The sequence below is a fragment of the Polaromonas sp. CT11-55 genome, from assembly GCF_047303325.1.
Classification (GTDB): domain Bacteria; phylum Pseudomonadota; class Gammaproteobacteria; order Burkholderiales; family Burkholderiaceae_C; genus Polaromonas.
Genome location: NZ_JBKBEX010000002.1, coordinates 192,980 through 205,587, shown reverse-complemented (window position 1 = coordinate 205,587; position 12,608 = coordinate 192,980). Strand labels below are relative to the sequence as shown.

14 protein-coding genes are annotated in these 12,608 nt (G+C 64.8%); 8 read left to right on the top strand and 6 right to left on the bottom strand.

Translation table 11 applies throughout. The annotated features are described in order from the left end of the window. Window positions 1-8: 8 nt before the first annotated feature. The 4 genes from ACEN8I_RS02780 to ACEN8I_RS02765 all read left to right on the top strand — a co-directional run bounded on the left by ACEN8I_RS02780 (window position 9) and on the right by ACEN8I_RS02765 (window position 4,509). Window positions 9-650 carry a 2-dehydro-3-deoxy-6-phosphogalactonate aldolase gene (locus ACEN8I_RS02780; RefSeq protein WP_413326044.1) on the top strand — a complete coding sequence of 214 codons (642 nt, stop codon included), beginning with the start codon at window positions 9-11 and terminating at the stop codon, window positions 648-650. After that, window positions 647-1,441 (top strand): SDR family NAD(P)-dependent oxidoreductase, encoded by a 795-nt coding sequence (locus tag ACEN8I_RS02775; protein ID WP_413326041.1) that lies wholly within the window; start codon window positions 647-649, stop codon window positions 1,439-1,441. Before ACEN8I_RS02780 ends, ACEN8I_RS02775 begins: the two co-directional genes overlap by 4 nt. Before the next feature lie 205 nt (window positions 1,442-1,646). Beyond that, on the top strand, window positions 1,647-4,016 hold the full coding sequence (locus ACEN8I_RS02770; protein WP_413326039.1) for a heavy metal translocating P-type ATPase: 2,370 nt from the start codon (window positions 1,647-1,649) through the stop codon (window positions 4,014-4,016). Between the two features lie 91 nt (window positions 4,017-4,107). Continuing rightward, on the top strand, window positions 4,108-4,509 hold the full coding sequence (locus ACEN8I_RS02765; RefSeq protein WP_413326037.1) for an SRPBCC family protein: 402 nt from the start codon (window positions 4,108-4,110) through the stop codon (window positions 4,507-4,509). Window positions 4,510-4,521: 12 nt separating this feature from the next. Here ACEN8I_RS02765 and ACEN8I_RS02760 read toward each other — a convergent pair whose 3' ends face one another. Then, window positions 4,522-5,148 carry a LysE family translocator gene (locus ACEN8I_RS02760; protein WP_413326035.1) on the bottom strand — a complete coding sequence of 209 codons (627 nt, stop codon included), beginning with the start codon at window positions 5,146-5,148 and terminating at the stop codon, window positions 4,522-4,524. Window positions 5,149-5,233: 85 nt separating this feature from the next. Between ACEN8I_RS02760 and ACEN8I_RS02755 the strand changes: the two genes are divergently transcribed. Further along, window positions 5,234-5,914 carry a DNA-3-methyladenine glycosylase I gene (locus tag ACEN8I_RS02755; RefSeq protein WP_413326033.1) on the top strand — a complete coding sequence of 227 codons (681 nt, stop codon included), beginning with the start codon at window positions 5,234-5,236 and terminating at the stop codon, window positions 5,912-5,914. A gap of 77 nt (window positions 5,915-5,991) precedes the next feature. Here the strand turns inward: ACEN8I_RS02755 and ACEN8I_RS02750 are convergent, their stop codons facing one another. From ACEN8I_RS02750 to ACEN8I_RS02735, 4 genes are all read right to left on the bottom strand, one after another. Further along, entirely contained in the window at window positions 5,992-6,966 is a 975-nt protein-coding gene (locus tag ACEN8I_RS02750; protein ID WP_413326031.1) for a magnesium and cobalt transport protein CorA, read from the bottom strand. 88 nt (window positions 6,967-7,054) lie between these two features. Continuing rightward, a complete protein-coding gene (locus ACEN8I_RS02745) occupies window positions 7,055-7,528 on the bottom strand; it encodes a MaoC family dehydratase (protein ID WP_413326029.1) in 474 nt (157 codons plus the stop codon). A gap of 28 nt (window positions 7,529-7,556) precedes the next feature. Further along, on the bottom strand, window positions 7,557-8,834 hold the full coding sequence (locus ACEN8I_RS02740; protein WP_413326027.1) for an MFS transporter: 1,278 nt from the start codon (window positions 8,832-8,834) through the stop codon (window positions 7,557-7,559). Then, window positions 8,827-9,303: a MarR family winged helix-turn-helix transcriptional regulator gene (locus ACEN8I_RS02735; RefSeq protein WP_413326025.1), complete on the bottom strand. Its 477-nt coding sequence runs from the start codon at window positions 9,301-9,303 to the stop codon at window positions 8,827-8,829. The genes ACEN8I_RS02740 and ACEN8I_RS02735 overlap by 8 nt, the downstream gene beginning before the upstream one ends. A gap of 39 nt (window positions 9,304-9,342) precedes the next feature. On the opposite strand from ACEN8I_RS02735, the gene ACEN8I_RS02730 reads away from it, so the two are divergent. Then, window positions 9,343-9,897, top strand: a complete 555-nt coding sequence (locus ACEN8I_RS02730; RefSeq protein ID WP_413326023.1) for a PaaI family thioesterase — start codon at window positions 9,343-9,345, stop codon at window positions 9,895-9,897. Between the two features lie 62 nt (window positions 9,898-9,959). Here the strand turns inward: ACEN8I_RS02730 and ACEN8I_RS02725 are convergent, their stop codons facing one another. Next, on the bottom strand, window positions 9,960-11,033 hold the full coding sequence (locus tag ACEN8I_RS02725; protein ID WP_413326021.1) for an MFS transporter: 1,074 nt from the start codon (window positions 11,031-11,033) through the stop codon (window positions 9,960-9,962). Between the two features lie 126 nt (window positions 11,034-11,159). Between ACEN8I_RS02725 and gcvA the strand changes: the two genes are divergently transcribed. Continuing rightward, complete coding sequence (gene gcvA, locus ACEN8I_RS02720; protein WP_413326383.1) at window positions 11,160-12,047, top strand: transcriptional regulator GcvA; 888 nt, start codon at window positions 11,160-11,162, stop codon at window positions 12,045-12,047. Between the two features lie 32 nt (window positions 12,048-12,079). Then, on the top strand, window positions 12,080-12,598 hold the full coding sequence (locus ACEN8I_RS02715; RefSeq protein WP_413326019.1) for a GNAT family N-acetyltransferase: 519 nt from the start codon (window positions 12,080-12,082) through the stop codon (window positions 12,596-12,598). Window positions 12,599-12,608 lie beyond the last annotated feature (10 nt).

Sequence of the window (12,608 nt, the reverse complement as noted above, 5' to 3'; positions counted from 1 at the left end):
AGAACACCATGAACACCGCATACACCAAATTTTCCCAGGCACTCGGCGCCCTCCCCCTGGTCGCCATCCTGCGCGGGCTCACGCCGGCCGAGGCCCTGCCCGTCGGCCAGGCACTGGTCTCCACGGGCTGGACGCTGATCGAGATTCCGCTCAATTCACCTCAGCCGCTGGAGAGCATCGCCGCGATGGCAGGCGCCTACCCCGAGGCCTTGATAGGCGCGGGCACGGTGCTGACCCCCGAGGATGTGCGCAATGTGCAGGCCGCTGGCGGCCAGCTCATCGTCTCGCCCAACTTCAACCCGGCCGTGGTGCGGGAAGCCGCGCGCCTGGGCATGGTCTGCCTGCCCGGCGTGATCACCCCCAGCGAGGCCTTTGGCGCGCTTGAAGCGGGTGCCACCGGCCTTAAGCTGTTCCCGGCCGAGATGATCACACCGGCCGTGGTGAAAGCCTTGCGCGCCGTGCTGCCGGCGACGGTCCCCGTCATGCCGGTGGGCGGCGTCACGCCGGCCAATATGGGCGCCTACCTCGCGGCCGGCGCCAGCGGCTTCGGCATAGGTTCGGCGCTGTACAAGCCCGGCATGACGGCCGCCCAGGTGGCCGACAGCGCGAAAAACTTCATCGCGGCCTACACGGGTAGCATGCGGGCATGAACACCCTCACGTCCGCGACTGCATCTACCATTTCTTTCGGCCTGGCCGGCCGTGTCTGCATCGTCACCGGCGGGGCACAAGGCATAGGCGAGGCCTGCGCGCGCCGCTTTGCGCGCGAGGCGGCCCATGTGGTGATTGCCGACATAGACGACGCGCGCGGCACGGCATTGGCCCAGGAGCTGGGCGGCCTGTATGTGCATTGCGACGTCGGCGACAGGGCCCAGGTCGATGTGCTGGTCGCGCAAGCCGTGGCCGCGCATGGCCGTATCGACGTGCTGGTCAACAACGCCGGCATCTTCAAGGCCGCCGAATTCCTCGAGGTGACGGAAGCCGACTTTGACGCCGTGCTGCGCATCAACCTCAAAGGATCCTTCCTGGTGGGCCAAGCGGTGGCGCGCGTGATGGCCGCCGCCGGCAAGGGCAGCATCGTCAACATGAGTTCGGTCAACGGTGTGCTCGCCATCCCCACGATCGCCAGCTACAACGTCAGCAAGGGCGGCATCAACCAGCTCACGCGCGTGATGGCGCTGTCGCTGGCTGACAAGGGCGTGCGCGTCAATGCCGTCGCGCCCGGCACCATCTCGACTGAGCTGGCTGCCAAAGCCGTGCTGACCAGCGACGAGGCCAAGGCCAAGATCATGAGCCGCACACCCATGAAGCGCCTGGGCGAGCCCTCGGAGATCGCCGACACCGTAGCCTACCTGGCCAGCGACGCGGCCAGCTACGTCACCGGCGAAATCGTGGTGGTGGACGGCGGGCGCATGACACTGAACTACACCGTGCCCGTGTAGCCCGGCAGGCGCGCGCGGGCGTGCTGGTTTTGCGCCTTCAGTTGACATGGATCAGGCCCTCCACCACGGCAGGCCCTGATGATCCCTTTCGCCATCCATGGCAAATACCCCTCCAATCCAGGAGGCTTGACCTTCCCACAGGGGGAAGGTCTACGCTTGTCCGTGGGCCTGATCCAGGTCTGCAGAATGGAAAAGGAAGCCCTCCATGAATCACACGCACCACGCCGCACCGGGAGGCGTACACGGCACAGGCCACATACCGCCCGCAGCACCAGCCTGCCTGAAAGACCCCGTCTGCGGCATGAACGTCAGCACGGCGTCCCCACACCACCTTGAGCACGAAGGAAGGCTTTACTACTTCTGCAGCGCCGGCTGCATGGCCAAATTCTCCGCCGACCCGGCGGCCTATGCCGGTGCGCCCAAGGCGGCGCCCACGCCCGCTGCGGCGCGCGAGCCTGATATGGGCCAGGGCGGCGAAACCCTTTACACCTGCCCCATGCACCCGGAAATCCGGCAGGACCATCCGGGCAACTGCCCGATCTGCGGCATGACGCTGGAGCCCGTCATGCCCAGCCTCGACGAAGACGACAACCCGGAACTCAAATCCTTCACGCGCCGTTTCTGGTGGACCTTGCCGCTCAGCGTGGTGGTCACGGTGCTGGCCATGTTCGGCCACCAGCTCGGCTGGTTCAACATGGCCGTGCAAAGCTGGATAGAGCTGGTGCTGAGCCTGCCGGTCGTGCTGTGGGCAGGCTGGCCCTTCTTCGTGCGCGGCGCGCAATCGGTGGCCCACCGCAGCCCCAATATGTGGACCCTCATCAGCCTGGGCACGGGCGCGGCCTTTGCCTACAGCGTGGTCGCCGCTCTCGCACCCGGGGTGTTCCCGGATTCGTTTGTTTCCATGGGCCGTGTGGCGGTCTACTTTGAAGCCGCGGACGTGATCATCTCGCTGACGCTGCTCGGCCAGATGCTGGAGCTGAAGGCGCGTTCGCAGACCTCCGCCGCGATCAAATCGCTTTTAGGCCTGGCGCCCAAAACCGCGCGGCGCATCAAAGCCGACGGCACCGAGGAAGACGTGCCGCTGACCCATGTGCACGTCGGCGACAGCTTGCGCGTGCGCCCCGGCGAAAAAGTGCCGGTCGACGGCATCGTCACCGAAGGCGGCAGCGCCGTCGATGAATCCATGCTGACCGGGGAGCCCCTGCCCGTGAGCAAACGTCCCGGCGACAAGCTGATTGGCGCCACGCTCAACACCAGCGGCGCCCTGGTGATGCGCTCCGAGCGCGTCGGCGCGCAAACCATGCTGTCGCAAATCGTGCAGATGGTGGCGCAGGCCCAGCGCTCCAAAGCCCCGCTGCAGCGCATGGCCGACCAAGTGGCCGGCTGGTTTGTGCTGGCCGTGGTCGCCGTGGCCGTGCTGACTTTTCTGGGCTGGGGGTTTTTCGGCCCGCAGCCGAGCTGGGTCTACGGCCTGATCAACGCGGTGGCGGTGCTGATCATCGCCTGCCCCTGCGCGCTGGGCCTGGCCACGCCGATGTCCATCATGGTCGCCACCGGCAAGGCGGCCGGCCAGGGCATTCTTTTCCGAGACGCGGCGGCGATTGAGCATTTGCGCACCGTCGACGTGCTGATCGTCGATAAGACCGGCACGCTGACGGCCGGCAAGCCGGCGTTCGACCGCGCGGTCCCCGCAGCCGGATTCAGCGCCGACGAGGTGTTGCGGCTGGCCGCCAGCCTGGACCAGGGCAGCGAACACCCGCTGGCCGATGCCATCGTGGCGGCGGCGCGCGAACGCGGCCTTGCACTGGAGCCTACCGAGAACTTCGAGTCCGCCAGCGGCATAGGCGTCAGCGGGCGTGTGGCCGGCCGGCAGCTGGCGCTCGGCAATACCGCATTGATGGCGCAAGCCGGTGTGGCGGTGGATGCGCTGCTGGCCCAGGCCGAAGCCCTGCGTGCCGAGGGCGCCAGCGTGATGCATCTCGCGGTCGACGGCCGGCTTGCCGGCCTGCTTGCCGTGGCGGACCCGGTCAAAGCCAGCACACCCGAGGCGCTGGCGGCGCTCAAAGCCGCCGGCCTGCGCGTGATCATGGCCACCGGCGACGGCCTGACCACCGCCAAGGCCATAGCCGCCCGCCTGGGCATTGACGAGGTGCACGGCGGCGTGCAGCCGGCCGACAAGCTGACGCTGGTCAAGCGCCTGCAGGATGAAGGCCATACCGTCGCCATGGCCGGCGACGGCATCAACGACGCCCCGGCCCTGGCGCAGGCCAACGTGGGCATCGCCATGGGCACAGGCACAGACGTGGCCATGAACAGCGCCCAGATCACGCTGGTCAAGGGTGATTTGCGCGGCATTGCGCAGGCCCGGAAAATCTCGGAAGCGACGATTGCCAACATGAAGCAGAACCTCGGCTTTGCCTTTGTCTACAACGCGCTCGGTGTGCCCTTGGCCGCAGGCCTGCTCTTTCCCTTCACCGGCTGGCTGCTATCGCCCATGATCGCAGCCCTGGCGATGAGCCTGAGTTCGGTGTCGGTAATCAGCAATGCGTTGAGGCTGCGCGGAAAGCGTTTGTAAGCGGCGCTTAATCAGGGCTGTCTCCGTCCGGTTTGATTGCTATGCTGTGATGACAAGGCGCCCGCCCGGCGCCAGCCAGACTGGAGACACCATGGCCACGATCTACAAGGAATTCATCGTCGACGCCGGCATAGACAGCGTCTGGGACGCACTGCGCGACTTCAACGCGGTGCACCAGCGCCTGGCGCCGGGCTTTGTGGTCGACTGCCAGCCCGGCGAAGGCAGCCGCACCGTGACCTTTGCCAACGGCGCGGTGGCGCATGAAGCGCTGGTCGGCATCCATGAGGCGGTGCATCGCCTCAGCTATACCGTAGTCGGGGGCAAGGCCAGCCACCACATGGCTTCGGCCCAGCTGTTTGCCGAGGGTGACAGCCGCACCCGTTTTGTCTGGATCACCGATGTGCTACCCGATGCGCTGGAGGGCTACATCGACGCAATGATGACCCAGGGCGGAGCGGTGATGCAGCGCACGCTCAGCGCGCCAGCCGCCTGAAACCGAGCGGAATCAAACAGGCCGTTTGGCCAGCAAGGCCCACACACCTGCCATAGACAGCAGTGATCCACCCGCAAAATTAAATCGCCGTTGCGCGCGCGGCGAGGCCAGCAGCGTGCGGGCCGAAGCCGAAAACACCGCGTACAGCGTGGCATTGAGGCCGGCCATCACAACAAAGGTTGTCGCCAGCATCCAGAGCTGACGCGTCACGTCCCCGGCCGGGTTGATGAACTGCGGCAAAAAGGCCACAAAAAACACAATGCCCTTCGGGTTAAGCGCGGTGACCAGATAGGTGTTGCCGAACAGCTTCCACAAGGAGCCGGGCGCCTCGGGCGCGGCCGCCTGCAGGGGTGAAATGCCGGCGCGCAACAGTTTGATGCCCAGGTAGAGCAGGTAGAGGCCGCCTGCCAGTTTGACGACCGTGAACCAGAAAGCCGAGGCCGCGAGCAAAGCGCCCAGGCCGAACAGCGAGACCACCAGCGCCGTCGAGTCACCGAGCGCCACGGCGGCAACCAACGGAATATTGGCCCGCTTGCCGTGCGCCATCGAGTAGCTGATGACGGTGAGGATGGTGGGACCGGGAATGATGAGCAGGACGGCGGTTGCGGCGACGAATGCGAGCCAAAGCTGGAGGGACATGATGGGTGTTTCCGAAGTGGCGGGTCAATGAGGGGAATCGGGTTTCATGATAGCGCCGGCCGGCCGCATCTGCCTAAAATCGCCCATGCCTTTAGCCGCCCCACCCAAGCCCTCCCCGGTTGCCGCATCGCCCGCTGCGGGCCTTTTTACCGACGACAGCCGCACCACGCGTTGCGCCTGGTGCCAGGCAACGCCCCTCTACCGCAACTACCACGACAGCGAATGGGGTTTCCCAGTGGACGACGAACGCCGCCTGTTTGAAAAAATCTGCCTCGAAGGCTTCCAGGCCGGTCTGAGCTGGTTGACAATTTTGAACAAGCGCGAAGCCTTTCGCAGCGCCTTCGCCAATTTTGATGCCGAGCAGGTGGCGCGCTTCGGCGCGCGCGATGTCAAGCGCCTGGTCAACGATGTCGGCATAGTCCGCCATGCAGGCAAGATCGCCTCGACCATCAACAATGCGCAGCGTGTGATCGAGCTGCGAAAAGAGTTCGGATCGCTGGGCGCTTTTGTCTGGCGGCTGGAGCCCGAGGCCAAAAGCCGGCCTGCTCGCATCACGCATGAGGCCGTCAAAGCCATGCCAACCTCGCCGGCCTCCACCGCGCTGTCCAAGGACCTCAAAAAACGCGGCTGGACTTTTGTGGGGCCGACCACCATGTATGCCTTTATGCAGGCCATGGGTCTGGTCAACGACCACCTTGAGGGTTGCGCCAGCCGCAAGGCCGCGCTGTCGGCGCGCAAGGTTTTTACCCCGCCGCGCGTGTTGTAACTTAGAGCCGCTCACAAATCCAGCGAAGCGGTCCTGGCAAGGCGACGCAACAACGCCAGGAGGATTTTTGGGTGGCTCTACAGCCAGCGTGCGCGCTTGAAGCGCCAGTAGAGTAACGAGCAAGCCACCACAATCATGCTGATGGCCATGGGGTAGCCGTAGCGCCATTTGAGTTCGGGCATGGCTTCGAAATTCATGCCCCATATGCCGGCAAAGGCCGTGCAAACCGCAAAAATACTGGCCCAAGCCGCGAGCTTCTTGGTCACCTCGCTTTCCTCGATGGTGACCATCGCCAGGTTGACCTGGATGGCGGTGCCTATCGTGTCGCGCATGTTTTCGATCAGCGCATTGATGCGCGACAAATGGTCGACCACGTCGCGGAAATAATCCTGCACGCCGCTGCAGATCTGCGGTACCCGGCCGCCGTAGAGTTTGCTGGCGCCTTCGAGCAGCGGCGCGACCGCGTGCTTGAGGATCATCACGCGGCCTTTGAGTTCGTAGAGCCGCTCGATATTCTTGCGCGCGGCGCCGGGCGTGAAGATTTCCTTTTCGATCAGTTCCAGTTCGGTCTCGAGGTCGTCGAGGATAGGGAAGTAGCGGTCCACCACCGCATCCATCAGGGCATACAGCACAAAACCAGAACCGTGGCGCAGCAGCTCGGGCTCGCGCTCGCAGCGTTCGCGCACACCCAGGAAACCCTTGTTGCTGCGGTTACGCACCGAGAGCACGTAATTTTTTCCGGTGAACACGTCGACCTCGCCGACGTGAAGCTCACCCGGCTTGTCGGTGGAGGGCTCCACCAGGTGCAGCACCGAAAACAGCGAGGCGCCGTACTCTTCTATCTTGGGACGCTGGTGGCCGTGCCTGGCGTCTTCGACCGCCAGTTCATGCAGGCCGAACTCGTGCTGCATTTCCTCGAGTTCTTCCGGCGTAGCATCCTGCAGCGCCACCCAGACAAAGGCATCGGGCCGGCAGATGTAGTCGCTGATCTCGCTGACTGGGATGTCGGCAAGCTTGGTGCCGTTCTGGTAGACCACACAATTGATAAGCATCTGATGTTTCCCGCAAGTTGGCTGCCTGCGTGGATTCTGGCACAGCGGCCCTCAAGCGCACAGTCCCCTCACGCCGCCCCTTGCCCCGTCAAGCGGGGCGGCGCGGAACCACCAGGTTGTAGACGGACTGCTGCACCACCTCCCCGTGCTGGTTGATCGTCTGGCTGCGCACCACAACCCGGCCACGGTCGGGCCGTGAGGCAGAAGGCGTCACGCTCACCACTTCGGTCTCGACATGCAGCACGTTGCCGGGACGCGTGGGCTTGGGCCAGCTGATTTCTCCACCCGCGCCTATGATGCCGCCGGCCAGAGGTAAACCACCGCCGACCAGGAGGCGCATCGTGACGGCCGCCGTGTGCCAGCCGCTGGCCGCAAGGCCGCCAAACAGCGTGGACCTGGCGGCTTCATCGCTCAGATGAAATGGCTGGGGATCAAACTGCGCGGCGAATGAGGTGATCTGCGCCTCATCGAGAGCATGTTCGCCACTGACGAAACGGTCACCAGCCTTCAAGTCATCGAGGTAACGGAGTTCCGGAACGCCTGTTTCAGAAATATTGCTCATGCATTTCTCTCGTTTTTTGAGGCGGTACTCAGGCCGCGGCCTTGGCCGCCATCTGCCGCGGCAGCAAGGCCTCGCGTATCGGCAGGTTCACCAGCGCGGCGCCCGCGGCCAGCACGATGTCCATGTACCAGACCCAATCGTAGCTGCCCGTGGCCTGGAACACATAGCCGCCCAGATAAGCCCCCAGGAAGCCGCCCACCTGGTGCGACAGCATGACCACACCGAACAGCATGGCCATATTGGCCGTGCCGAACATCTTGGCGACCAGCCCCACTGTGGGCGGCACCGTCGACAGAAAAGTCACGCCCATCACGGCGGCGAAGACCAGCATCACGGCCGGCGTCTTGGGCGCCAGCAAGAAGGCCAGCACCGCAAGGCCGCGCGTCGCATACAGCAGGGCCAGCAGCGACTTCATGCGCCAGCGGCCCACGGCCCAGCCCATGCCCAGGCTGCCGACGATGTTGAAGAGTCCGATCATCGCGAGCGACCAGCCGCCGACTTCCGGCGGCAGGCCGCAGGCCGCCACCACGCCGGGCAGATGGGTGGCGAGGAACGCGACGTGGAAACCGCAGACCAGGAAACCCGCGGCCAGGTAGCGGTAGCTGGGCGTGGCCAGCGCCTGGGCAATGGCCTGGCGCGCGCTCAGCGCTTTGGCGCCCGAGGCCGCCGCGGCCTGCGCGGCCAGCGCTTTGGAGTTGCCCTTGAGCACCAGCGCCGCCGGCAGCGCCAACAGGACCAGCGCGCCCAACCACTGCATAGCGCTGGCCCAGCCGACGGCGGCGGTCAGGCCTATGGCGATGGGCGCCATCGCGAACTGCCCGAAGGAGCCGCCCGCGTTGACGATGCCCGTGGCCAGGCCGCGCTTTTCCGGCGGCACCAGGCGCGTGCTCGCGGCCATCAGCACCGACGGGCCGGCCATGCCGGCGCCGCCCGCGGCCAGCATGCCGATCGCAAAAATCAGCCCGGCCGTGCTGGTCATGAGCGGTGTGATGATTGTGCCCACGGCGACCAGCAGCACACCGAGGAAGATCACGCGGCCTGTGCCTATGCGATCGGCCACTGCACCGGCAAAGGGCTGCGTCAGCCCCCACCAGAGCTGGCCGAAGGCGAAGGCCAGGCTGATGCTGCCTACACCCAGCGCGGTCGACGTGTTGAGCGCCGAGAGGAACAGGCCCATGGTCTGGCGCACACCCATGGTGAGGGCAAAGGTGCCACCGGCGGCCAGCAGCACCAGCCACATGGCAATGCGACGGGCGTTGGAAGGCGAAGGTGACGCAGCGGGGTTGGAGGGCACGGGTTTATTCATCATCGGCTCCGGATTCGATGGGGGACAAAAGTTCCAGGGATTCATTGACCAGTGTGTGCAAGGCCAGCACGCGTTCGACGCCCAGCAGCGCATTGAGCTGCACCTGCGCGGCTTTCCAGTGCACGCGTGCCTCATCGCGCTTGGCGCGGCCCGCGGCGGTCAGCACCACGGTGCGGCTACGAGCATCGGTGCCCGCGGTGAGCTCAATCCATCCGGCGTCTATCAGCGGTTTGAGGTTGCGCGTCAGCGTGGAAGCACTCATCTTCATGTCGCGCGCCAGTTCACCGGGCCGCATGGGCCCCTTGAGCGCATAGCTCAGCAGTGAATACTGCGTGGTCTTGAGTCCCGCCTTGGCCATTTCAAGGTCATAGTGGTGCGCAACACGGCGCATCAGCTGGCGCAGCTTGAGGTTGGTGCAGCCTTGCACCTTGAGTTCAGCCTGGGTTGACAGGCGGGTTTTCTCGTTCATAATTTGATTGTAGCTACAACTATTGCATATGCAACAATTATGAACGACAAAACCCCACAAGACACATTGACTCAGTGGATGGAGCAAAGCGCCGCGGTGCGCGCCCGCATGGAAAGCGGCGGCGGCAGGCCAGGCCTGGCACGGCCCGAAGACGTGGCCGGCAAAACCGGCATGGAAGTCATGAACGCCATGCTGGCCGGCAAGCTGCCCTACCCCCACATTGCCGACACGATGGACTTTGCACTGATCGAGATCGAGCCCGGCAAGGCCGTGTTCCAGGGCACGCCACAGCTCAAGCACTACAACCCGCTGGGCACGGTGCACGGCGGTTGGTACGCCACGATGCTGGATTCCGCCGTGGGCTGCGCCGTGCACACCATGATGCCCGCGGGCCGGGCTTACACCACGGCCGAACTGAGCATCAACATCGTGCGCGCCGCCTCGCACAAGACCGGGCCGCTGCGCGCCATAGGCACGGTGATCCACTGCGGCCGCCAGCTGGCCACCGCCGAAGGCCGCATCGTGGGCCCGGACGGCAAGCTGTATGCGCATGCGACCACGACTTGTTTGGTATTTGAGGTGGCACAGAGATAGCAGCGACTAAATACGCGCCAGGCCGGGCGGATTGAAAACAGGGCGCGATATCCGATGCGTTTTCAGTCACGGCCCGGTCTCAGGCAGGCAATGGCCGAGCATGACAGAAGAAGTGCGCAGACACCGTAGATCCATTCGGGCGGCGCGACCGGCAACAGCAGGCCAGCGAGCACAGGACCCATGCCCGCGCCCATGTCCCGCCAGACCGAACGCGTGGCAAGGGCTTGTATGCGTCCGGCTCCCGGTGTACGAAGAGCCACCAGCGCCGGCAACAGCGGCAGCAGCAAGGCACGCAAAATCACGATAACCAGTGCACACGTCCACAGCCAGCCGAAGCCAAAACCTACAAGGGCCGCGGAGGTCAGCACGGAAAGGCCCACCAGCAGAATCTCGATGCCGTATTTCTCGGCCATGCGGCCGCCGGCAGAACCCAGCAGGATTTCCGCCAGGTAGCGCACCGACAGCAGAAGGCCTGCCACGATGACCGGATTGCCCGGCAACAAATCACGGCCCAGATAAGACAAACCGATGATGAACAGGCCGTCCAGCACCAGGCCCTCAATGAACGACCAGGTGTCGAGGCTGCCCGGGAGCCTGGCCTTTTTTGTTGCCGGCGGCTCGCCATGGGGGGTAGCCGGGAGTTGCCGGGTTACCAGCAGCCCGACCACCGCGACAGCCGCGAACACAAAAAATATGACTCTTGGGCCAAACCAGAGCGCGCACGCACCGCCCAAAGGCAATGCAAGCATGGGCCCCAAGGCCGTAAACGCGCGGGACCGCCCCGCCCGGCGCGCGGCACCTGCCGGTTCGGCAGTGGCCAAGGCCTGGGTGGCCAGGTTGAGCGCGGCAAAAGCCAGGCCCCACAGGAGCCGCAGGAGCAGCAAAGCGACGAACCCCGTGAATGTGGCGTAACCCAGCGCGCATACCGCGGCCGCCATCACCGCCAGGGAGCAGGTGAGCCTCTCGCCGTTGCGGGCATAAAACTTCGCCACCATCCCGTAACCGGCAATGCGCACGAGGCGATTTGCGGCCAGGAGAACGCCCGCTTCGGGCAAGGTGACGCCAAACGCGGGCGCGAACATCGGCAAGAGCAGGTAGAGCACCGTGTCCCCCGGAAGTGACAGCCCGAGCGCCATGGCGGCATGGCGTGAGTTGCGGTCCGGGTCAGCAGCAATGGATTGTTTCATGGGCCGCATGGTGCGCGATGCCGCCGTCCCCGACAAACGATATTCGTGCGCAACACGTGTGAGAAAATGACACGCATGTCGCCCCGCTTACCTCCGTTGAATGCGGTCCGTGCTTTCGCGGCAGCGGCGCGGCATCTGAGCTTCACCCGCGCGGCCCTTGAATTGCACGTCACACACGGCGCCATCAGCCGCCAGATCAAGACGCTGGAAGCTTTTCTTGGCGTGGACCTGTTCGAGCGAAAAACCCGGCAAGTGCTCCTCACGGCGGCCGGCCATCAGTTCCATGCGCAGGCCGGGCCCGCACTCGATCAAATCGGCGAAGCGGCTCAATCGCTCAAGGCCCGAACGCCATCGCGCGCTGTGAGGGTCAACGTCAGGCCCACTTTCGCCGTGCGCTGGCTGATCCCGAGGCTGCCCGGGTTCGTGGCAAAACACCCGGACGTCGAACTGCAGATGATGACCAGCACCCTGGCGCCGGATCAAGCGCCTGAGGCATTCGATCTTGCCATCCGGCGGAGCACCAAGGGATGGCCGCAGGCGATGCAGATTCGCCCATTCCTGGAGGACGAGGTCCTGGTCGTTGGATCTCCCGCATTGTTCGCCCATCGCCCAGTCACCGATCCGCAATCCTTGGCTTCCCACGTTTTGCTGCTGTCGAAATCGCGCGGCAATGATTGGAGCAACTGGAAAAAGCATGTGAATGCGCCCGAGCTGGAACCCGCCAGCTGCCTGCAGTTCGAGCACCTGCATTTTGTCCTTCAGGCAGCCGTCGACGGGCTGGGTTTCGCGCTGGCACCGACAACCCTGATCGCCCACGACATCGCTTCGGGACGGTTGACCTGCCCTTTGCCCGAGTTGCGGATGGCGCTGAGCCGCCACTACTTTGGCCTTGCACCGGATGCGACACCCGAAACACAGCGCTTTGTGCAATGGCTCATGGAAGAGATGAAAATCGCGCGATAGGCCCAGCAAGCCGCGGACCTCAACAACACCCCATGAATGCACCTGCATCGAACGCCGCAATCTATGTGCGCCACCCCGCTCTGGCCGATGAGCGCGCATTTCTTTCCGCGGTACGGGCAAGCCGCAGGCTTCATCACCCATGGACAGCCCCGCCCGACACACCGGCCCTGTTTCGCGCCTACATCGAACGCATGAGCCTGCCTGCCAACTGCGCTTTCCTCGTCTGCCGCCGCGACACTCACGCTTTGGTGGGTGTCATCAACATCACGAATGTCGTGCTGGGCCTGTTCCGCAGCGGCTACCTTGGCTATTACGCCTTTGCGGGGCATGAGCGGCAAGGCCTCATGCGCCAGGGGCTGCGAGTCGCCGTGGGCCACGCGTTCAAGTCACTCAAGCTCCACCGCCTGGAAGCGAATATCCAGCCGGCGAACGCGGCCTCCATTGCCCTTGTGGCTTCCTGCGGGTTCAAGCAAGAAGGGTATTCACCGCGGTACCTGAAGATAGGTGGCCGCTGGCGCGATCACGAACGCTGGGCCATCCTGGCCTCATAGGCCTGCAACG